This window comes from Streptomyces sp. NPDC048590 (genome assembly GCF_043199535.1).
Taxonomy (GTDB): Bacteria; Actinomycetota; Actinomycetes; order Streptomycetales; family Streptomycetaceae; genus Streptomyces.
Genome location: NZ_JBICWC010000001.1, coordinates 907,925 through 926,891 on the forward strand (window position 1 = coordinate 907,925; position 18,967 = coordinate 926,891).

General features: G+C 70.6%; 18 protein-coding genes and 1 pseudogene. 5 read left to right on the top strand and 14 right to left on the bottom strand.

Annotation, left to right across the window (positions count from 1 at the left end; all coding sequences use genetic code 11):
- Nucleotides 1-17: 17 nt before the first annotated feature.
- On the bottom strand, nt 18-845 hold the full coding sequence (locus tag ACGFNN_RS03970; RefSeq protein ID WP_393552664.1) for a siderophore-interacting protein: 828 nt from the start codon (nt 843-845) through the stop codon (nt 18-20).
- A 258-nt stretch (nt 846-1,103) separates the two neighbouring features.
- Between ACGFNN_RS03970 and ACGFNN_RS03975 the strand changes: the two genes are divergently transcribed.
- A complete protein-coding gene (locus tag ACGFNN_RS03975) occupies nt 1,104-2,324 on the top strand; it encodes an MFS transporter (RefSeq protein WP_393552666.1) in 1,221 nt (406 codons plus the stop codon).
- A gap of 207 nt (nt 2,325-2,531) precedes the next feature.
- On the opposite strand, the pseudogene ACGFNN_RS03980 reads toward ACGFNN_RS03975, so the two are convergent.
- The 9 genes and pseudogenes from ACGFNN_RS03980 to ACGFNN_RS04020 all read right to left on the bottom strand — a co-directional run.
- Nucleotides 2,532-2,729 (bottom strand): annotated as a pseudogene (locus ACGFNN_RS03980) (MFS transporter); the annotation flags it as partial.
- A 153-nt stretch (nt 2,730-2,882) separates the two neighbouring features.
- Nucleotides 2,883-4,637, bottom strand: coding sequence for an NAD+ synthase (locus ACGFNN_RS03985; RefSeq protein ID WP_393552668.1), 1,755 nt, complete (start codon nt 4,635-4,637; stop codon nt 2,883-2,885).
- Between the two features lie 174 nt (nt 4,638-4,811).
- Nucleotides 4,812-6,392: a multicopper oxidase family protein gene (locus ACGFNN_RS03990; RefSeq protein WP_393552671.1), complete on the bottom strand. Its 1,581-nt coding sequence runs from the start codon at nt 6,390-6,392 to the stop codon at nt 4,812-4,814.
- A gap of 178 nt (nt 6,393-6,570) precedes the next feature.
- Nucleotides 6,571-7,161 (bottom strand): hypothetical protein, encoded by a 591-nt coding sequence (locus ACGFNN_RS03995; RefSeq protein ID WP_393552674.1) that lies wholly within the window; start codon nt 7,159-7,161, stop codon nt 6,571-6,573.
- Between the two features lie 4 nt (nt 7,162-7,165).
- On the bottom strand, nt 7,166-8,479 hold the full coding sequence (locus tag ACGFNN_RS04000; protein WP_393552677.1) for a hypothetical protein: 1,314 nt from the start codon (nt 8,477-8,479) through the stop codon (nt 7,166-7,168).
- Nucleotides 8,470-9,219: an ABC transporter ATP-binding protein gene (locus tag ACGFNN_RS04005; RefSeq protein ID WP_393552678.1), complete on the bottom strand. Its 750-nt coding sequence runs from the start codon at nt 9,217-9,219 to the stop codon at nt 8,470-8,472. The genes ACGFNN_RS04000 and ACGFNN_RS04005 overlap by 10 nt, the downstream gene beginning before the upstream one ends.
- Before the next feature lie 65 nt (nt 9,220-9,284).
- Entirely contained in the window at nt 9,285-9,752 is a 468-nt protein-coding gene (locus ACGFNN_RS04010) for a hypothetical protein (protein ID WP_393552680.1), read from the bottom strand.
- A 458-nt stretch (nt 9,753-10,210) separates the two neighbouring features.
- Nucleotides 10,211-10,909, bottom strand: a complete 699-nt coding sequence (locus ACGFNN_RS04015; RefSeq protein ID WP_393552683.1) for a DUF305 domain-containing protein — start codon at nt 10,907-10,909, stop codon at nt 10,211-10,213.
- On the bottom strand, nt 10,906-11,580 hold the full coding sequence (locus tag ACGFNN_RS04020) for a DUF3105 domain-containing protein (RefSeq protein WP_393552686.1): 675 nt from the start codon (nt 11,578-11,580) through the stop codon (nt 10,906-10,908). The genes ACGFNN_RS04015 and ACGFNN_RS04020 overlap by 4 nt, the downstream gene beginning before the upstream one ends.
- A gap of 245 nt (nt 11,581-11,825) precedes the next feature.
- On the opposite strand from ACGFNN_RS04020, the gene glnA reads away from it, so the two are divergent.
- The gene (glnA, locus tag ACGFNN_RS04025; protein WP_362552528.1) at nt 11,826-13,187 is read left to right on the top strand and encodes a type I glutamate--ammonia ligase; all 1,362 of its coding nucleotides are present in this window, start codon (nt 11,826-11,828) and stop codon (nt 13,185-13,187) included.
- A gap of 352 nt (nt 13,188-13,539) precedes the next feature.
- On the opposite strand, the gene ACGFNN_RS04030 is transcribed toward glnA, so the two are convergent.
- The 3 genes from ACGFNN_RS04030 to ACGFNN_RS04040 all read right to left on the bottom strand — a co-directional run bounded on the left by ACGFNN_RS04030 (nt 13,540) and on the right by ACGFNN_RS04040 (nt 15,100).
- Nucleotides 13,540-13,938: a PIN domain-containing protein gene (locus tag ACGFNN_RS04030; protein ID WP_393552689.1), complete on the bottom strand. Its 399-nt coding sequence runs from the start codon at nt 13,936-13,938 to the stop codon at nt 13,540-13,542.
- Nucleotides 13,935-14,219: a hypothetical protein gene (locus tag ACGFNN_RS04035; protein WP_393552692.1), complete on the bottom strand. Its 285-nt coding sequence runs from the start codon at nt 14,217-14,219 to the stop codon at nt 13,935-13,937. Before ACGFNN_RS04035 ends, ACGFNN_RS04030 begins: the two co-directional genes overlap by 4 nt.
- Before the next feature lie 227 nt (nt 14,220-14,446).
- Nucleotides 14,447-15,100, bottom strand: a complete 654-nt coding sequence (locus ACGFNN_RS04040; RefSeq protein WP_393552695.1) for a CatB-related O-acetyltransferase — start codon at nt 15,098-15,100, stop codon at nt 14,447-14,449.
- A 101-nt stretch (nt 15,101-15,201) separates the two neighbouring features.
- On the opposite strand from ACGFNN_RS04040, the gene ACGFNN_RS04045 reads away from it, so the two are divergent.
- The 3 genes from ACGFNN_RS04045 (at nt 15,202) to ACGFNN_RS04055 (ending at nt 17,082) form a co-directional block, all read left to right on the top strand.
- The gene (locus ACGFNN_RS04045) at nt 15,202-15,888 is read left to right on the top strand and encodes a TetR/AcrR family transcriptional regulator (protein WP_393552698.1); all 687 of its coding nucleotides are present in this window, start codon (nt 15,202-15,204) and stop codon (nt 15,886-15,888) included.
- 117 nt (nt 15,889-16,005) lie between these two features.
- Nucleotides 16,006-16,395 carry a VOC family protein gene (locus ACGFNN_RS04050; protein WP_393552701.1) on the top strand — a complete coding sequence of 130 codons (390 nt, stop codon included), beginning with the start codon at nt 16,006-16,008 and terminating at the stop codon, nt 16,393-16,395.
- Nucleotides 16,396-16,473: 78 nt separating this feature from the next.
- Nucleotides 16,474-17,082 carry an SUKH-4 family immunity protein gene (locus tag ACGFNN_RS04055; RefSeq protein WP_393552702.1) on the top strand — a complete coding sequence of 203 codons (609 nt, stop codon included), beginning with the start codon at nt 16,474-16,476 and terminating at the stop codon, nt 17,080-17,082.
- A gap of 154 nt (nt 17,083-17,236) precedes the next feature.
- Here the strand turns inward: ACGFNN_RS04055 and ACGFNN_RS04060 are convergent, their stop codons facing one another.
- Nucleotides 17,237-18,883: a cellulose binding domain-containing protein gene (locus tag ACGFNN_RS04060; RefSeq protein WP_393552704.1), complete on the bottom strand. Its 1,647-nt coding sequence runs from the start codon at nt 18,881-18,883 to the stop codon at nt 17,237-17,239.
- Nucleotides 18,884-18,967: the final 84 nt, after the last annotated feature.

Sequence of the window (18,967 nt, forward strand, 5' to 3'; positions counted from 1 at the left end):
GCCGCGCGCTCCGTCCGTCAGACGCTCACGGCCTCCCGCTTCCTCTCGCTCTTCCAGAAGCCGGAGAACGTGACGCGGTCCTTCGGGAGACCCGCCCGCACGACGTGGCGGCGGCCTTCCGCGGCGAGCGTCGACTCGCCGACGATGAAGGCGTAGCCGGATGGGTCGACACGGCCGTGGCGGCGCAGTTCCTCCAGGGCGGCTGTGCCGGGCACCGCGGTCGCGTCGTCGCGGACCACCCAGGTCACGTCGACGCCGGCGGGTGCTTCCAGCGGGCGGCGGTCGCCGGTGAGGGGAATCTCCTGGATGACCCTCCCCACGGTGTCCCGCGGGAGGGACCGGAGGATGCCGGCGGTCGAGGGCAGGCCGCTCTCGTCGGCGACCACGAGCACCTCGGTGGCGTCGTCCGGCCTGGCGAAGATGAGCCCCTGGTCCAGCACGGCGACCGGGTCGCCGGGGCGGGCCGCGCACGCCCAGATCGCCGCGGCCCCCTCGGGCTGCCCGTCAGGGCCGCAGTGCACGACGAAGTCGATGTCCATCTCCGCCTTCTCCGGGCGGAAATCGGCCACCGTGTAGTTGGCGCAGTGCGGACGGACGTCCTCCGGGATGGCGAGGTAGGGCTCCCACCACCGTGAGCCGGAGAGCTCGGGAAGTACGAACTCCGTCTGGTGCGGCAGGCGGAGGAAGAGGCGGAACCAGTGGTCGTAACCCAACCACGGGAAGTCGCCGAGATCGGCACCGGTGATGGTCACGCGCTGGATCGACGGGGAGAAGCGCTCGCTCCCGAGTACGTCGCCACGGAAGAGACCCGGGTTCTTCGGCTGGAGCCTGGAAGTTTTCGCCACGCAAGGAAGGTTAGCCTAGGCTAATTTGAACCTCCATCCCCTTCGCCGCCCGCGGTCCGGGCCGCCGGGTGATGCCCAGATCACACTCCGCCGCAACGGCATGTTCACGCCTGGGCATAAAACGTCTGAGAGACTTTGTTCCGACGGGATACATAACCCGTCCCGGCAACGACGCCGACGCTCCCGCACACACTTCCAGCCACATCCGCCGCCCGGACCGGACGGTCCCGGCGGCCCTCGCCCGAAAGGTCACCCACCATGCCCCTGGCCCTGCTCGCCCTCGCTGTGAGCGCCTTCGGCATCGGCACCACCGAGTTCGTGATGATGGGCCTGCTGCCCAACGTCGCGGACGATCTGGGAACGTCCGTACCCACCGCCGGATATCTCGTCTCGGCGTACGCGATCGGCGTCGTCCTCGGTGCCCCGCTGCTCACCGGCCTCGGCTCCAGGATTCCGCGCAAGCGGATGCTCCTGCTGCTGATGGCCGTCTTCACCGTCGGCAACCTCGCCTCCGCCTTCGCGCCCGGCTTCGGCTGGCTGGTGGCCGGCCGGGTGCTGGCCGGACTGCCGCACGGCGCCTTCTTCGGCGTCGGCGCGGTCGTCGCCGCCCGCCTCGTGCCGGACGGCCGCCAGGCGCGTGCCGTCGCCACGATGTTCCTCGGCCTCACCGTCGCCAACATCGTCGGGGTCCCGGCGGCCACCCTGCTGGGACAGCACCTCGGCTGGCGTGCCACCTTCCTGGTGGTCTCGGTGATCGGCCTGGGCGCCATGGCCGCCCTCGCCCGCCTCGTCCCGCAGATCCCCGTCGAGGCCCACCAGAACGTACGCCGTGAACTGAGCGCGCTGGGCAGCCGGCAGGTGGTCCTCGGCCTGCTCACCGCCGTCCTCGGCTTCGCGGGCGTCTTCGCCGTGTACTCCTACCTCTCGTCCATGACGACCGAGGTGATGGGCTTCGGCGAGTCCTCGGTGACGCTCGTCCTCGCGCTCTTCGGTATCGGGATGACCCTCGGAGCCCTGGCGGCGGGACCGCTGACCGACCGGGCGCTGCGCCCCACCCTCTACGGCTCGCTCGGGGCGCTGGCGGTCGTACTGGTCGCCTTCCCCTTCACCGTCCATGTGCAGTGGGCCGCGCTCGTGATGGTGGTGCTGCTCGGCGGCATCGGCTTCATGACGACCACGCCGCTCCAGATGCTCGTGATGAACAAGGCCAAGGACGCCCCCACCCTCGCCTCGGCCTCCAACCACTCCGCCTTCAACCTCGCCAACGCGGGCGGGGCCTGGCTCGGCGGGGTCGCGATCTCGGCCGGCTGGGGCTGGACCTCCCCGGCGCTGGTCGGCGCGGTGCTCGCCGTGGCGGGCCTCGCGGTGGCCGTCACCGCGGGTGTGCTGGACCGGGCCCCGGGCACCTCGCGTGTGGTGGCCTCCGGCGCGGTCGCCGGGGCGCGTGAGCACGCGGAGAGCGCGTCGGCGCGGGGCTGAGGCGGTACGGGGCCGGGTCGGCGGAGGGTGTCACCCCTCCGCCGGCCCGGCCCCTCGCGTTTCCGGCGACCGGGACACAGCCAGGCCGCCGTGGCGAGTCCCAGCAGTGCGGCGGCGGGCGGCAGCAGCCGGACGTCGACCACGGCGACCAGCCCCGCGCCGCCCGCCGGCGCCATCGCGTTGGGCACCGTCATCACCGTGCCGGCCGCTGCCGCGGTGGGGGCCTGCGAGGACCGGCGCCCACATCGCGCACACCGTCAGCGCCGCCAGACTGTCCGACCCGGTGGCCGACTTGACCCAGATCCCGGCGGCCAGCCACATCGCGGACGTGCCGAAAGCGGACACGAGCAGCCCGGTGAGACAGAGCAGAGCCGTTCTGTCCCGCACCACCGCGCGCAATGCCATCCCGTGCCCCCGCCCGTCCGCCCGCGCCCCGGACGGGCGCTCCCGCCGTCATTCTGACAACTGAGGCGGAGGCCCGGCATCGGGCAGATGCCCTGTCCGGGCCGGGGGACGGCCGCGCGGGGCAGCCGTCCCCCGGCCCGGGTCGCGCGTGCGTCAGGTCGACTCGCGCCACTGGTTGGTGATCGGCAGCCTGCGGTCCTTGCCGAAGCCCTTCGGTGAGATCTTGGTGCCCGGCGGGTACTGGCGCCGCTTGTACTCGGCCGTGTCCACCATCCGCAGCGTCCTGGTGACCAGGGCGTCGTCGAACCCGGCCGCCACGATCGCGTCCCTGCCCTGGTCCCGGTCGACGTACAGCTCCAGGATGCGGTCCAGGACGTCGTAGTCCGGCAGCGAGTCCGTGTCCACCTGGCCCGGGCGCAGCTCGGCGCTCGGGGGCTTGGTGATCGACGCCTCCGGGATCGGAGGCGTCTGCCCGCGCTCCTCGGCGGCGCGGTTGCGCCACTTCGCCAGGCGGAAGACGGACGTCTTGTAGACGTCCTTGATCGGACCGTACGCGCCGACGGAGTCGCCGTAGAGCGTGGAGTACCCCACCGCCAGCTCCGACTTGTTGCCCGGCGCCAGCACGATGTGCCCCTCCTGGTTGGACAGTGCCATCAGCATCGTGCCGCGCAGCCGTGACTGGAGGTTCTCCTCCGCGAGCCCGGTGAGCGCCAGCGACCCCATGTACGCGTCGAACATCGGCTCGATCGGTACGGTGCGGAAGTTCAGCCCCGTACGCCGGGCCAGCTCGGCGGCGTCCCCCTTGGAGTGCTCCGAGGAGTACTTCGAGGGCATCGAGACGCCGTGGACGTTCGCCGCCCCCACCGCGTCGCAGGCGATCGCGGCGACCAGGGCGGAGTCGATGCCGCCCGAGAGCCCGATCAGCACGCTGCGGAAACCGTTCTTCGCGGCATAGGCGCGCAGGCCCACGACCAGGGCCGAGTACAGCTCCTCGTCATCGTCCAGCCGCTCGGCGTAGCCGCCCGCCAGTTCGGGCTCGTAGGGCGGCAGCGGGTCCGCGCTCAGGACGACGTGGTCGATCCGCAGTCCGTCGTTGACGACCCCGGACGGTGCCTCGGCCGGGGCGGCCGGCAGTTCCAGGTCGAGGATCACGCTGCCCTCGGTGAACTGAGGCGCACGGGCGATGACTTCGCCGTGCCGGTCGACGACGATCGAGTCCCCGTCGAAGACCAGCTCGTCCTGGCCGCCGGTCATCGCCAGGTAGGCCGTCGTGCAGCCGGCCTCCTGGGCCCGCTTGCGGACCAGCTCCAGCCGGGTGTCGTCCTTGTCGCGTTCGTAGGGGGACGCGTTCACCGAGAGCAGCAGCCCCGCACCCGCGGCGCGGGCGGCCGGGACGCGCCCGCCGTCCTGCCAGAGGTCCTCGCAGATCGCCAGCGCCACGTCGACTCCGTGCACCCGCACGACGGGCATCGAGTCGCCGGGGACGAAGTACCGGAACTCGTCGAAGACGCCGTAGTTGGGCAGATGGTGCTTGGCGAAGTTCAGCGCCACCCGGCCGCGGTGGAGCACCGCGGCGGCGTTGCGCGGGGAGCCCGCGGGCTGCCCGTACCGTGCCGCCGCGTGCTCCGAGCGGTCGAGATAGCCGACGACGACCGGCAGTTCGCCGAACCCCTCGTCGGCGAGACGCACGGCGAGCTCGCGCAGTGTCTTCCGGGAGGCCTCGACGAAGGACGACCGCAGGGCGAGGTCCTCGACGGGGTATCCGGTCAGCACCATCTCGGGGAACGCCACCAGGTGGGCGCCCTGCCCGGCGGCGTGCCGGGTCCAGTGGAGGACCGACTCGGAGTTGCCCGCGAGGTCCCCGACGGTCGAGTCGATCTGATTCAGTGCGAGACGTAGTTGAGGCACGGAACCAGTGTAATCGTCTGACTGACGCGATGTCCTGGAGTGGCGCCCTTCCGGGCGGAGTTCACCGTAGGCCCTGTCCGGCGGACCCTGTCGCGGGCGGGGTCCGCGGCACAGAAGCGCGCGGGCCACCCCACTGCGACCTGATCCACCGGACAGGCCCTCACCCAGGAGGGCTCAGCGGAGGTAGCCGAGCACCGTCATCATGCCCGCCTCCGCGTGGTAGACGTTGTGGCAGTGCAGCATCCACAGCCCGGGGTTGTCCGCGTCCAGGTCGACCGTGAGCGTGCGCCCGGGGAGCACCGCCGCGGTGTCCTTGCGTGCCCCGAGTGCCGTGCCGGCCAGCGCGAACGTGTGGCCGTGCAGATGGATCGGGTGCCACATCGACGTGCGGTTGGTGAACGCCAGCCGCACCCGCTCTCCGGCCCGTACGGGCTGCCGTACCGCGGGGTCGTAGGGCTTGCCGTCGAAGGTCCAGTCGTAGGCGTCCATCGACCCGCTGAGCGTCATCCGTACGGTCCGGTCCGGCTCCCGCACGGTCAGGGCCACACTCTCCTCCGGAGCGAGGCGGTCGGCGGTGACCAGCTCACCGTCCAGCTCGGCCGGCCTCGCGGTGGCGGGCGGCAGCTCCCCGGACGCCGTCCGCAGGACGGCCATGGCCGACGCGTCCTTGCCCTCGGCGAGCGCGGTCAGGGGGAACACCCCGTCCCCGGCGGTCACCAGTACGTCGTACCGCTCGCCCATCGCCAGCAGCAGGGTGTCGGTCTCGGTGTGCCGCACCGGGAAGCCGTCCGTGTGCGTCACCGTCATCCGGTGCCCGCCGAGCGCCAGCCGGAAGGCGGTGTCCCCGCCCGCGTTGATCACGCGCAGCCTGATGCGGTCGCCGGGCTTCGCCTCGAAGACCGAAGGGTCGCTCGCCCTGCGGCCGTTGACCAGGTAGTGAGGGTAGGCGACATCGCCCGCGTGCCCGCCCAGCAGATCGCTGCTCGCGCCCACCAGGAGGCGCGAGGGCGCGTCGCCGTCCGCGCGGGCCGATCCGCGGCGGGCCTTCTTGTGCGCCGTGGCGTCATGGCTGCTGCCCCGGCCCTTGGTCAGCTCGTCGAGTACCGCGTCGGGGGTGGACCCCGCCACCCCGTCGAGCCAGTCGTCGAGGACGACCACCCACTCCTTGTCGTAGGAGAGCGGCTCCTTCGGGTCGTCGACGATCAGCGGCGCGTACATCCCGCGGTCCAGCTGGACGCCCGAGTGCGGGTGGATCCAGTACGTGCCCGGGTGCGAGACCGCGAAGCGGTAGGTGAAGGACTCGCCGGGCTCGATCGCCTTCTGGGTCAGCCCCGGCACTCCGTCCATGTCGTTGCGGAGCGCCAGGCCGTGCCAGTGCAGCGAGGTCGACTGCGTGAGGCTGTTGGTGAGGGCGAGTTCCAGGGTGTCGCCGGCGGTGACCCTGAGAGCCTCGCCGGGAAGCCGGCCGCCGTACGCCCAGGTTCCGACGGTGAGTCCGTCGCCCAGCTCCATGTTCGACGCGCCGGCGGAGAGCGCGACCTTGCGCAGAGGGCCGGCGCCCCGCCTGGCCTCGGCCTCCACGACCTCCGGGCCGTCGGGGGCGACATAGGTGTCGGCCGCCCGCGCGGGGGCGGTGGTCCGCCGGGGGGAGGCGGTGCGGGACGGGGCGGCGTCGGCGCGGGAGGCCAGAGCGGCGGTCCCCGCCAGGGCGAGTCCGGTGGAGAGTACGGCGCGGCGAGTGGGCATTTCAGACATATTGCGCACCGTACCCCTGTCGGGTATACGTGCCGAGGCCCGACACCCGCCCCGGGCCGGACACGAGGAGCGCGCCTGCCGGAGCGGGCGGTCGTGGCCGCGATCATCCACGGCGCCGAAGTCCGCTACAGCGGCACCGGCCACCCCCTCGCTCCTCGGGCTGGGGCCAGTACCCCCGTCACCTCGCATCCCGGAGTACCGGGTCCGCCGGGACCGAGATGACGCCGAGTGCCAGCATCGCGGTGGCGGCGATCGCCGCCGGCAGGTGGTCCGGGGGCATGAGGACGATGGTCCATGGCTGGGTCCGGCCGTTACCGCCCGCATTACCGACGAGCAGCATCGTGATCACCCATGCGACGGGGGCGATCACGGCCGGCTGGTAACCCGCCAGCCGGCGGGCGCACAACATCAGACCGATCAGGAACGCGGTGTTGCGACCGGCGGTATTCGCGACCTGGGCGTTGAGCAGCACGCTGACGATCTGCGCGACGACGATCGCCGTCACAACGGTGACCAGGACCAGAGCCTGGTCGAGACGCGGAACGGGACGGCTCCCGGAGGACTCGGCGGCCGGGAGCCGGCTGCTGAGGGCATGGCCGAGTCCCATACAGATCAGGAGCGGGGCGAACAGCACCAGCGGCCTGGCGGTCTCGCTGCCCAGTGACGGGAGGGAGACGAGTGTGTCACCGGCTGCCGCGGCCAGCGCGGCATAGGCGGTGAGGGCGGCGACAAGAATCGGGACCTGTCGCGTTCTCAGCCACCAGACCATCGGATCACCCTTCCGTCGTGGTGGCGGCGGGCAGGGTTTCCGGAGCAGGCTTGCACTGCTGGAGTAACCGGGTGTTGCGCGTGAACCAGGACAGCTGCTCGTCGGACGACAGCTTCGTCACCTTGCGCACCACGGGCATGATGCGTGGATCGGCGGCCCTCTTCTCGCCGTACTGGCTCAGGATCTCGCTCTCGTCCATACCGGCCTTGAGCATGAGCCAGGCGACGAGTGTGCCCACGTTGCCGACCTGGACGTCCGACGCGGTTTGGCAGGGCGGGATGGCGGGCAGGGCCGAAGCCGCGATACCGGCCTCCAGATCTACCTCACTCATCTCCCGGGAGAGGAACAGCCGCCACGTCCGCTCGTCGACTTCGGCAGCCTCGGACACGAACGCGATCTCCTTCGGCTGCTTCAGCCCCGCGTCGACAAGACGGGGAACGACCGTCTTCGAGGCCTCGGTCAGCGCCCCCAGCCTGTCCGCCACCTCCACGGGAACGCAGATCCGCGGGTCGCCGTCCGCACACACGGGCGGATCGGTGCGGGCGTAAACCGGCGGGTTTCCGTCCCAGTCACGCACGGGCGCGATGGCCGCAGCGCTGAACACACCCAGGCAGACCGCGGACGCGGCAGCCGCCGCGCCGACGCGCAGGAAGCGACCCCGACGCCACCGGGCGATCTCCGCGCTGACCAGGACAGCTGTCAGGAAACCTGTGGCGATCACCGTCGGAACCACCAGGGCGACCGGGTTCATGGTGATCGTGACGTCCCCGTAGGGAGCGTCGAGCCAGCCGGTGAGTTCCCTCACCCACATCGGTGTGATCGTGACGGGCATGACCAGACACAGGTAGTCGACCACCAGAATCACCGGTGTGGCGAGAACACGCGGCAGCAACATCCCGAGCCCGTAGCCGACGGCCGTGTGGACGACGACGAGGTACCCGGCCATGGCCAACACGCCCAGGTGCGGCCAGTCATGGGCCGCGCCCGTCTCCACGCGCACGGTCAGCAGGCACACGACGACCGCCGCCACTCCGACGAGCGCCACCGGCCACAAGCCGCTGAACGCGATGGCGTACCTGCCTCGCACGGGCCCGAGCCGGTGGACCCCCGCCCGTCGCAACCGCCCTGCCTCCCATGCCGCGAAGGCGGCGCAGGCAGGGGCGTAGAAGGGAAGTGTGTGCCCGACCAGAGCGGTGTTCCCGGCCCAGTAGGCCGGTTCGTTCCCTGCCTCGTGGCTGGTGACCAACCACACCCACCCGAGGGCCAGAGGAGCGATCCAGGCGACGCCCGTGGTGCGCAGTGCCGTGGCTATACGCATGCCGGACCCCGTTCCTGGATCGTCACGTAGTACGCGGCTTCCGCGACGCGGCCCGGAGCCGTGCCGTGCGGGGCCAGGGCGAGGAACTCGTGCACCGAACCGGCGAATCGGATGGTTCCGCCGTCGAGTACGACGACATGGTCGTAGGTCTCCTCCAGATCGGCGACATCATGGGTGGAGAGCACCACATGCTGGTCCAGCCCGCTCAGGATCTCGTGGAAGACCCGGCGCTGGCGCGGGTCCATACCGGCTGTCGGCTCGTCGAGCAGGAGGACCTCGGCCTGATGCACCAGTGACTGCGCGACGCCGACCCGGCGTTGCTGTCCACCCGAAAGCCGGCGGACCTTCCGGTCGGCCAGGTCGGCGAGCTCCACCCGTTCGAGAGCGTGAAGGGCACGGTCCCAGGCATCGCGGCGGCTCATGCCCTTCAGCCACCCGACGTAAGCCACCTGCTCCCGGGCGGTCAGACGTGGCACCGACTCGATCTGCTGGGGAAGCCAGGCGACGCATCGCCGGAACGCAGCGAGGTCGCCGCGCCGTGCGGTCGTCCGCCCGTCGTACGCGACGGTGCCCGCATCCGGTCGCAACACGGAAGCCGCCAGCGACAGGACTGTTGACTTCCCGGCACCGTTGGGGCCGAGGAACACCGTCCGTCCGGGTGGGAAGTCGATGGTGAAACTCTGGACGACAGGCACTCTGCGGCGATAGCCGAAGTCGACCGAGCGGAAGCCGATGGGCATGGTGCGCACTCTCTCGGGGTGGGGAAGCCCGCACCTGACCGGTGCGGGCCGTGGCATGCCTGCAATCACCACATGTGAACGCGTGAGACAGACATCGTCGGCCCCACGATGCTGCTCCCGTTCACCTGCTTGATCTGGAAGTACAGGTCGTCGCCCTTGCGCCCGGTCCACTCCCCGTGGGACTGGCCGCCGCCGAAGCAGGCGGTGAAGGTCTTCTTCTCCCAGTTCTCGTTCGGAGAGGTGTAGTTGTAGTTGATGAGCTGAACCTGGGTCGACTCCGTCACATACCCGTGGTCCGAGGTTGTGCAGTTGTAGAAGTCGATGATCGTCGGGGCTGTGCCGATGTCGGTCTTGTTGGACTTGAACCCGGCCACCACGCCTTTCATGTAACTGTCGATGGCCTGCAGCGATATGCCCCCTTGCTTCCCCCCGACCGCATCTTCGGCGGATGCGGCGGGTGCGGCGGCGAGAGGGAGCAGAGCCGCGCAGGCCACGACCGCGGCAGTCCTGCAGAAGTTTCGAGAAGTACGCATGAATCACTCCTGGCACGGTGACGTTCACGAAGCACGGACGGCCTCGTGGCCCTCCCCCAAGGGCTTGGCTCCGGAAAGAGCCCCCAGATCTTTGCCGAGCAGACGGGAAACCGTCGGCGAATGATCACGAATGTGAAGATGGCGTGCTCAACTTCGGCTCAATAGAGCACAGTTGGCCAGAAGTTAACTCCGTGTTCAGGCAGTTCGACCGCGACCCCATGCCCCCGACGGACGCCGACGAGTCATACCCGCAAAGCATGGGGACCGGCGGTCGGCGATCCGCGTGTATCCGTGCGGCACGCTGCTGTCGGGCCGTTCCCACTCCCGCGCGCCCGGGTAGGCGCCGGTGTACGGCTCCGAGCCCTTCCCCCGCGGGGCTCTGTCCGGCGTAACCGAGGGCTGTCACCCGTACGGCCGTACACCGGGCAGGTTCCCGGTCCCGCTCAGCGCCGTCCCGCTCAGCTTCGGGGCGCGGAACCCCGTGCGGTGAGCATGTCCGCCATCAGGTCCAGCTCGGACCGCTGGGCCGCGACCATGCCCTCGGCCAGGCGCTTCTCCGCGGGTACGGCGCACCGCTCGGCGCAGCCGCGGGCCATCGCGACGCCGCCCTTGTGGTGGTCGGTCATCAGCTGCAGGAAGAGGATCTCCGCCTTTTCACCGCGGGCCTCGCGGAGAGCATCCAGCTCGGTCCGCGTAGCCATGCCGGGCATGAGGGCGCCGTCGTGATCCATCCCCTCCGTGCCGGACATCCCGTCCATACCTGCCATGTCATGGCCGGCGTGGGCGTCCGGCATCCAGGACATCGGACCCTGCCCGTCGGGAGCCGTCTTCGGCAGCTCCCACAGGTCGAGCCAGCCGAGCAGCATGCCGCGCTGGTTGGCCTGGGTGTTGGCGATGTCGTACGCGAGGCGCCGAACCTCCTCGTCCCGCGTCACGTCCCGCACGATGAAGGACATCTCCACCGCCTGCTGGTGGTGGACGGCCATGTCGCGCGCGAAGCCCGCGTCCGCCGACCCGGAGGTGGGGGTGCGGGGCTGTGCGGGAGCGGCGTCACCCCGGGCGGAGGCGACCGTCGCCGCCCCCGCGAACAGCAGGGCGAGGGTCACGGCCGAGCCGGCCACCCACCGGGTACGCCGGGTGCGTACGGAGGCGCTCACCCGTCGACCCCGCCGGTGCACGGGGCCCCCGGCTCCGGTGTCTGGGCGCCCTGCACGTACTTGGCGAAGAACCTGGCCACCCGCGGATCGTCCGCGCCGTCCACGGTGACCTGCTTGCCCCAGGCGCTCAGCATGACCGCACCCGCCTGTCCCTCGTACGGGGACATCAGCGAGTAGGGGGTGTCCTTGACGCGGGAGGCGAGTGCCTTGACGTCGGCGTCCTGTGCCTCGGGGCTGTACGTCACCCAGACCGCGCCGTGCTCCAGGGCGTGGACCGCGTTGACGTTCGGCACTGCCTTTTCGTATACAACGCCGTCGCAGTTCAGCCAGGCCGGGTTGTGGTCCCCGCCCACGGGCGGCTCCATCGGGTACGCCACCTCGGTCGTGACGTGGTTGCGGGTCAGCTTCTCCGCGTCCCAGGACTTCTCGCCGCTGATGGGTTGGGCGGCGAGCTTCGCCCTGTCGTCCTCGGTCTGCTTGGCGTCCTGGGCGGCGTTCTCCTCGCTCCGTACCTTCGCCTCGGACTTCTCCAGCAGCATGTAGGAGCCGAATCCCAGCAGGCCGGCGACCACGGCGGCGCTCACGCCTATCGCGAGCGCCCGGTTGCGGCGGTCGCGCGCGCGGTCGGCGTCGCGCATCTGCTCTATACGGGTCCTGCGGTCGAAGCTCATGTCGTCGGGTCCTTCTGCCAAGGGGTAGGGAGGGACGGGAGCGGAGCGGGTGGAACGGGTGCGCGGGAGGCCGTACCGGCACCCCGGTGGGCCCCGCACACCACGGCCGCCGATCGTAGTGGGTGGCCGCGTGCTCTCTCTCACACCGTGTGCGTAATCTGGGTGAAATCCGGGGTCGTGATACTGAGGTGTCCCCCTACCCCGGGCGGTGGTGCACGGACCGTCTGAACTGCAAGGATGTGGCTATGGACAAGCAGCAGGAATTCGTCCTCAGGACGCTTGAGGAGCGTGACATCCGCTTCGTACGGCTGTGGTTCACCGATGTTCTCGGTTACCTCAAGTCCGTCGCCGTGGCCCCGGCCGAGCTCGAACAGGCCTTTGACGAGGGCATCGGCTTCGACGGGTCGGCCATCGAGGGCTTCGCCCGTGTATACGAATCGGACATGATCGCCAAGCCGGACCCCGGCACGTTCCAGATCCTCCCCTGGCGTGCGGAGGCTCCCGGCACGGCCCGGATGTTCTGCGACATCCTGATGCCGGACGGCTCGCCCTCCTTCGCGGACCCGCGCTTCGTCCTCAAGCGCATCCTCGCGAAGACCTCCGACCTGGGCTTCACCTTCTACACCCACCCGGAGATCGAGTTCTTCCTGCTGAAGAACAAGCCGGTCGACGGCAGCCGACCCACCCCGGCCGACAGCTCCGGCTACTTCGACCACACCCCGCAGAACGTCGGCATGGACTTCCGCCGCCAGGCGATCACCATGCTCGAATCGATGGGCATCTCGGTCGAGTTCAGCCACCACGAGGGTGCTCCCGGGCAGCAGGAGATCGACCTCCGGTACGCCGACGCTCTCTCGACCGCCGACAACATCATGACCTTCCGCCTGGTCATGAAGCAGGTCGCGCTGGAGCAGGGCGTGCAGGCCACCTTCATGCCGAAGCCGTTCTCGGAGTACCCGGGCTCCGGCATGCACACCCACCTGTCCCTCTTCGAGGGCGACCGCAACGCCTTCTACGAGTCGGGGGCCGAGTACCAGCTCTCGAAGGTCGGCCGGTCCTTCATCGCGGGCCTGCTCAAGCACGCCGCCGAGATCTCCGCCGTGACGAACCAGTGGGTCAACTCCTACAAGCGCATCTGGGGCGGCTCCACCCGCTCCGCCGGCGCCGGCGGCGAGGCGCCCTCCTACATCTGCTGGGGCCACAACAACCGCTCCGCGCTGATCCGCGTCCCGATGTACAAGCCCGGCAAGACCGGCTCGGCCCGTGTCGAGGTCCGTTCCATCGACTCCGGCGCCAACCCCTACCTGACGTACGCGGTGCTGCTGGCCGCAGGGCTCAAGGGCATCGAGGAGGGCTACGAGCTCCCGGCCGGCGCCGACGACGACGTGTGGGCGCTGTCGGACTCCGAGCGCCGCGCGATGGGCATCGAGCCGCTCCCGCAGAACCTGGGCGAGGCCATCTCCCTCATGGAGAAGAGCGAACTGGTCGCCGAGACCCTGGGCGAGCACGTCTTCGACTTCTTCCTGCGCAACAAGAAGCAGGAGTGGGAGGAGTACCGCAGCGAGGTCACGGCCTTCGAGCTGAAGAACCTGCTGCCGGTGCTGTAACGGCAGGTCGGAGCAGTTTCCCGCTGATTCGGCGGATGGGGCCGCCGGTCACGGACCGGTGGCCCCATGGTGTCTCACGCGCCCTGGATCGTTCGGCGCCGGATCGGTGCCCTCCTGCAAGCCGTCCGTGGCCTTCCGGTGCGTCGCTGCTCGAATCCCGCCTGTCCTGGGAGTGGGAAACTCAGCTCCGGGTTCCGCAGTCGGCGCCCAGATCGATCCCGGACAGCCCTCCAGCGGGTACAACTCGTCTGTTGGTGAAGCGCTCCAGCCCGACTCCCGGCGAACCACGTCGGGGTCACGGTTCGCGCTTGAGGCCCGTCAGGCGGGGCCGGGCGGAGCTGTCGGCCGTGACTCAGACCTTCTCGACGGCTACGCGGGGGTGGTCTGCGGTGAGCATGGCGACGTCCTCGACGTCCGAGGTCAGGATCGTGATGCGCCCGGGGTGGGCCAGGGCTGTGGCACAGAGCATGGCGTCGATGGCGTATTTGTGGCCATGTAGTCCGGCCGCGCGCAGTAGCGCCGCCGCTGACCGGGCGGTGGCCTGAGTGACGGGCTCGACCCGGAGCCGGGACAGCGTCCATTGCAGTGCGGCGTCGTTGATCTTTGGGTGAATCACCTCGACGAGGACCGCGGCGGAGGTGACGACGGGCAGGTCGGCGTCGCGGGCGGCGGTGAGCCACTCCTGGACTTCACGGTCACGCTGGACGGCCTTGGCCAGGCCGTCGCTGTCCAGGATCAGAGCGTTGCTCACGCGGCCGCACCGGCACCGGAGGCGGGAGTGCCGGTGAGCTTGGCCCGCTTGGCGGCAACGGATTCCGGATCGGCAGGGCCGTTGACACTCTCGAAATCGGCAATCAGCTCGTCCAGGCTGTCGCGCTCGATCTGCCGCTGCGCAGCCTTCTCGAGGTAGGCGGACACGCCTCGCTTGCCGACCCGCTCTCGGATCGCCTGCAGAGTGCCGGCGGCGAGGGAGACCGAGATGCCGCTGCTGGGTCCGTCGCCGGGCAGGAAGTCGGTGTCGTCGTCAGCCATGAGCCGAGAATAGCAATTCAAATGCCATAAGACGGCGCGCGGCGCCGGGCGGGATGTCACCGAGTTCCGCTGGGTCAGTGTGTCTGCCGATCTGGAGGACGACGTGCCGGTCGGGCTGGACGTGGCCGGCGACGGGCACGCCGACCATGGCGATTGGGCGGCGCGACAGGGTAAGGCTGATCACCCGTTTCGGTGCGGGGCCGGACGGAGGGGCGGGGCGCGGCAGGTCAGCCCGGGGGGATGAGGGCGGCGGCCGCCTCCAGCTCGGCGATCGAACCGGACATGATGGTCCGTACGTGTGCGCTGATGTGCCCCACGGGCCAGTCCCACCAGGCGACGGCGAGGAGGCGTGCCACGTCCCCTTCCTCGTAGCGGGTGCGCAGCAGGCGGGCCGGGTTGCCGCCGACGATGCCGTAGTCGGGTACGTCGGAGGTGACGACGGCGCCGGAGGCGATGATCGCTCCGTGGCCGATGCGTACGCCCGGCATGACCGTGGTTCCGTGGCCGAACCAGACGTCGTTGCCCACGACGGTGTCGCCCCGGCCGGGCAGGTCGGTGATGAGGTCGAAGTGCTCGGCCCAGGAGCCGCCCATGGTCGGGAAGGGGAAGGTGGACGGGCCGTCCATGCGGTGGTTCGCGCCGTTCATGATGAACCGGGTTCCGGTGCCCAGCGCGCAGTACTTGCCGATGACGAGCTTCTCCGGGCCGTAGTGGTACAGCACGTTGCGCGTCTCGAACGCGGTCGGGTCGTCGGGGTCGTCGTAGTACGAGAAGTCGCCCACCTCGACGAGCGGCGACTTCACCAGAGGCTTGAGCAGCACGACGCGCGGGTGCTCGGGCATGGGGTGGAGCACGGTGGGATCTGCGGGAACGGGCGGCATCGGTGGGGCGGTTCCTCTCGGCGGGCCACTAGTGCGACAGGTGTTGCTTTAATATGCTGACACGGCCTTCTCGTGTACATCAACCGGATTCTGGATTCCCGATGACAGTCCCGCCCGGAACCACAGGCGGCGCGGATGCTGACCGCGCCGGCTCAGGCAGCACCGCCTCTACGGGCGGCGGGTCCGGCGGCCGCCGCCGCCCCGGTGGTCGTACCGCGCGCATCCGTGCCCAGGTCCTCGACGCGGTCCGCGCCGAGCTCGGAGAGCACGGCTACGAAGGACTCACGATGGAGGGCGTCGCGAACCGCGCCGGCGTCCACCGCGCCACGGTCTACCGGCGCTGGCAGGACGTGGGCGGTCTGCTGGTCGACGTCATCGACGCGGCCGGCGAGATCGACTGGGAGCCGGCTGACACCGGGTCCCTCGCGGGTGATCTGGCCGCCCTCAACGAGGAGATCCAGGAGTCCCTCCGCGTACGGCCGTCCTTCGCGGCAGCGCTGATGGCGGCCTCGTTCCACTCCGAACAGGCGGCGCGGGCCCAGACGAGGCTGTGGGCGGACCGTTACGCCCAGTGCGAGATCCTGGTCGAGCGCGCGGAGGCGCGCGGCGAACTCCCGCAGGGGCGCACGGATGCCCGGAGCCTGCTGATCGCCGCGACGGCGCCCGTCTACCACGAGCTGGTGCTCCTGCGGGCCGACCCGGACCCGGCGCTGCCGGGGCGCGCGGCGGGGGCGGCGGTGCTCGCGGCCGCGGCGGGAGCATTCTCGGTCGAGCCGGCGGAGGGGTAGCGCGAGGGGCCGGGCGGGGCCGCCTTCGGGCGTCCTGCCGGGGCGGCGGGACGATATCCGTCGGATCCCCGCCCGCCCATGAACTGAGTCCCAGAAGCACTTCACCGAGGGAGAGTTATGACCAGCAGATTCACCGAGCTGACCGTCGACTGCCGCGATCCGGAGAGGCTCGCCGCCTTCTGGTGCGAGGTGCTGGGCTTCGAGGTGATCGAGCGGAGCGACGGCAAGGTCGAAATCGGGTCCTGGGTGCCGACCGTGGAGGAGGTCAGGGCCCGTCAGATGCCGCCCACCCTGGTGTTCATCCGGGTACCGGAGGGCAAGGCGGTGAAGAACCGGCTCCACCTCGACGTCAGCCCGATCGACGCCGGCACCGAGGAGGAGGTGGCGCGGCTCGTGGGCCTCGGCGCCACTCGGGCGGATGTGGGTCAGGGGCCGGACCGGAGCTGGGTGGTCATGGCCGACCCCGAGGGCAACGAGTTCGACGTGCTGCGCACTCTGGCCCCGTAGAACGTGATACTTGCCCGGCGTCGCAGACCGGCCTGCTCGGCAGACAGGGCATGCTCACCACCGAGTTGGGAGTGCACTTTGCTTTTCGACGTCACCCGCGGCGAACTCGCCGGCCTCTTCGGCGAGCACCGGCTCGCGACCCTGCCGGACACCGCCTTTCCACCGTACGCGGCGCAGACCGAGGGGGCTCGCCTGCTACGGGAGGTGGGCGTCCCCACCGGGACGCTCGGCCTGCGTGAGCCAGGCGGAGCGCTGCCCCTCGTCCGGGACGTGGTCCGGGTGGTGGAGTTCGGGCATGTCGGCGAGGAAGCGGGCCTATGGCCGGTCATCGGCTGGCTGCTCAACGCCCACCTCGCCCTCGACCCCGCTTCCGGCGCGGTGCACGTCTTCGACACCGACGCGGTGTCCGCATGTGCGCTCCACACGGACGTCTCCTCCCTCGTCGAGGTCGCCTTCCGGTTCCAGCGTCTGCTCGACGAGTTCACCTTCGGCATCGACGATGCCGACGAGGAGGCCGGCTTCGAGCGCCTGGAGGAGGAGGTCGGGCGTATCCGCAGGGAGACGAGCGCCATCGACCCGCTGCCCTTCCGGGACGACGACACCGTCTGGGCGGTGGTCGGCGACGAGATCGCGGAGGGGCGGCGTTTCCTGGCCGACAGCCCGGGAGGCCGCTCGCTGTACGGGTGACCGGCGCCGTCCCCGGCCTGTGGGCCGCCCTGTGTGACGCACGGGCCGACGTACGGGCGGACAGCCTGTTCCAGTGTGTGCGCTCACCTCGCCGGGGGCCGCTCCGGCCGGCGCCTCCCCGGCCGCTGTCCGCTTACCGGGGAGGCGGCGGACCTCAGGAGGCGGTGCAGGTCAGGCCGCTGGGCGCGCTGCCCGGGGCGCCGGTGGCCGTGAACCCGAACGTCGACGTGGCACCCGGTGCCACGGCCCCCGCCCACGCGGCGTTCCGCACGGCGACCGTGCCGCTGGTGCCGGTGTGCACGCCGTTCCAGAGGCTTCCGAGTGTCTGCCCCGGAGGCAAGGGCATGGCGACGGTCCAGCCGTTCAGGGGGGAGGCGCCGTCGTTCCTCACCGACACCTCGCCCTGGTAGCCGCCGGACCAGCTGTTCACGGTGCGGTAGGCGGCGGAGCAGGCGGGGGTGCCGCCACCCTCGTCCGGACCACCGTCGTCGCCGTCACCGTCGCCGGGGCCGCCTCCGGTGGAGGTGAGGACCGGGGTCTGCCAGGTTCTCCAGGCCGAGAGGTCACCGGACTTGAGCGGGGAGACCCTGAACACCCCTGGTGCGCTGCCCGTGTTCAGCAGGTACTTACGTACGCTCTGCTGCAGCGGGGCCTTCCACTCCGCCCTGGCCGCGCAGTGCGTGCCGTCCTGCACGTCCGACCAGTAGCTGATGTCGGCCCCGGCGCCGAGCGCCTTGTAGACCTCCGCGCCGCCGAGGGCGGCGACACTGCCCGACCTGGCGGCCAGCCAGTCCACGTGCGGGTTCTCCATGAGGAACAGGCCGCGTGGAGCGACCATCCCGATGATCTCGTGGGTGTCCACCGGCAGGGCGGCAGGGTTTCCGGTGAACGAGCCGAAGGCGTCGCCGAGCCACGGCTGCTCCGAATAGGCGCTGCTCAGCGGCTGTGCGCCGCCCTCCCCGGGGATGCCGCGGAAGGCGGGGGCGCCACCCGAACCGGACTCGATCGGCATCGTCAGATCGATCCGCTGGTCGAACGCGCCGGCCACGAGGGCGCCCTTGCCGAAGCGCGAACAACCCGTCACGCCGGTCGCGTCCGCCGTGAGCAGGCTCCCGCCCGACTGCTCGATGACGTCGATGATGCGGCTGACGCCCCAGGACCAGGCCATCAGCAGCCCGGTGCTGCTGCCCGACCCGTAGACGCTGTAGAAGGCGCCCTGTTTGGCATTTCGTGCCGTGCCCTCCTTGCCCACGGTGTACGGGTCGAAGTTGATGACCGCCGCACCCGAGGCCTTGAGGGTGGCCGTGTCCGCGCCGAGTCCTCCCAGGACGACCACGGCGGGGAAAGGGCCCTGGCCGGAGGGGAGTTCGACCTTGGCGGAGAAGCTGGAGCTCTTGCCCTGATCCGTCACGTTCACCGTGATGCCCGTCGAGGAGACGGTTCCGGTGACGGAGGCGGGCCTGGCCGGCTTCTGGCCGTAGACCGACCTCTCCGCCTGCTCCCTGATCTCGGCGCGGCGGCAACGCCAGTCGGAGACCGTCGAGACGCGGGTGCCGTCCATCCGCCTGAAGGGGTCGGGCAGCTTCGTCTCGGTCGGCGAGGTGCCGGGGCCGGGTACCGCGCAGTCGGCGCCCTCGTCCTCGACCCCGGGGCCGGCCAGGATCGCCGCGGCAGGTCTGTCCGCGGCGTTCGCCTGCGGGGTGAGGGAAGCGGTGGTCAGGGTGCCGAACGTCAGCAGGGCGGCCGCCGTGGCCAGGGCCCTTGTTCTCGGTCTGTGAAGGCGTAAGGCGAATGAGCGCATGGGGGACCTCCGGAAGGCGCGCAGGGGAAGGTGCTCGGATCGGTCGCATTTCGGACCGGTGGTGGGAGCGCTCCCGAGCGTAGG

Excerpts from the sequence above, each read along its gene's own strand:
- ACGFNN_RS03975 (WP_393552666.1), top strand. The coding sequence starts at position 1,104 with ATGCCCCTGGCCCTGCTCGCCCTCGCTGTGAGCGCCTTCGGCATCGGC.
- ACGFNN_RS03990 (WP_393552671.1), bottom strand. The coding sequence starts at position 6,392 with ATGTCTGAAATGCCCACTCGCCGCGCCGTACTCTCCACCGGACTCGCC.
- ACGFNN_RS03995 (WP_393552674.1), bottom strand. The coding sequence starts at position 7,161 with ATGGTCTGGTGGCTGAGAACGCGACAGGTCCCGATTCTTGTCGCCGCC.
- ACGFNN_RS04000 (WP_393552677.1), bottom strand. The coding sequence starts at position 8,479 with ATGCGTATAGCCACGGCACTGCGCACCACGGGCGTCGCCTGGATCGCT.
- ACGFNN_RS04005 (WP_393552678.1), bottom strand. The coding sequence starts at position 9,219 with ATGCCCATCGGCTTCCGCTCGGTCGACTTCGGCTATCGCCGCAGAGTG.
- ACGFNN_RS04010 (WP_393552680.1), bottom strand. The coding sequence starts at position 9,752 with ATGCGTACTTCTCGAAACTTCTGCAGGACTGCCGCGGTCGTGGCCTGC.
- ACGFNN_RS04020 (WP_393552686.1), bottom strand. The coding sequence starts at position 11,580 with ATGAGCTTCGACCGCAGGACCCGTATAGAGCAGATGCGCGACGCCGAC.
- glnA (WP_362552528.1), top strand. The coding sequence starts at position 11,826 with ATGGACAAGCAGCAGGAATTCGTCCTCAGGACGCTTGAGGAGCGTGAC.
- ACGFNN_RS04035 (WP_393552692.1), bottom strand. The coding sequence starts at position 14,219 with ATGGCTGACGACGACACCGACTTCCTGCCCGGCGACGGACCCAGCAGC.
- ACGFNN_RS04040 (WP_393552695.1), bottom strand. The coding sequence starts at position 15,100 with ATGCCGCCCGTTCCCGCAGATCCCACCGTGCTCCACCCCATGCCCGAG.
- ACGFNN_RS04045 (WP_393552698.1), top strand. The coding sequence starts at position 15,202 with ATGACAGTCCCGCCCGGAACCACAGGCGGCGCGGATGCTGACCGCGCC.
- ACGFNN_RS04050 (WP_393552701.1), top strand. The coding sequence starts at position 16,006 with ATGACCAGCAGATTCACCGAGCTGACCGTCGACTGCCGCGATCCGGAG.
- ACGFNN_RS04060 (WP_393552704.1), bottom strand. The coding sequence starts at position 18,883 with ATGCGCTCATTCGCCTTACGCCTTCACAGACCGAGAACAAGGGCCCTG.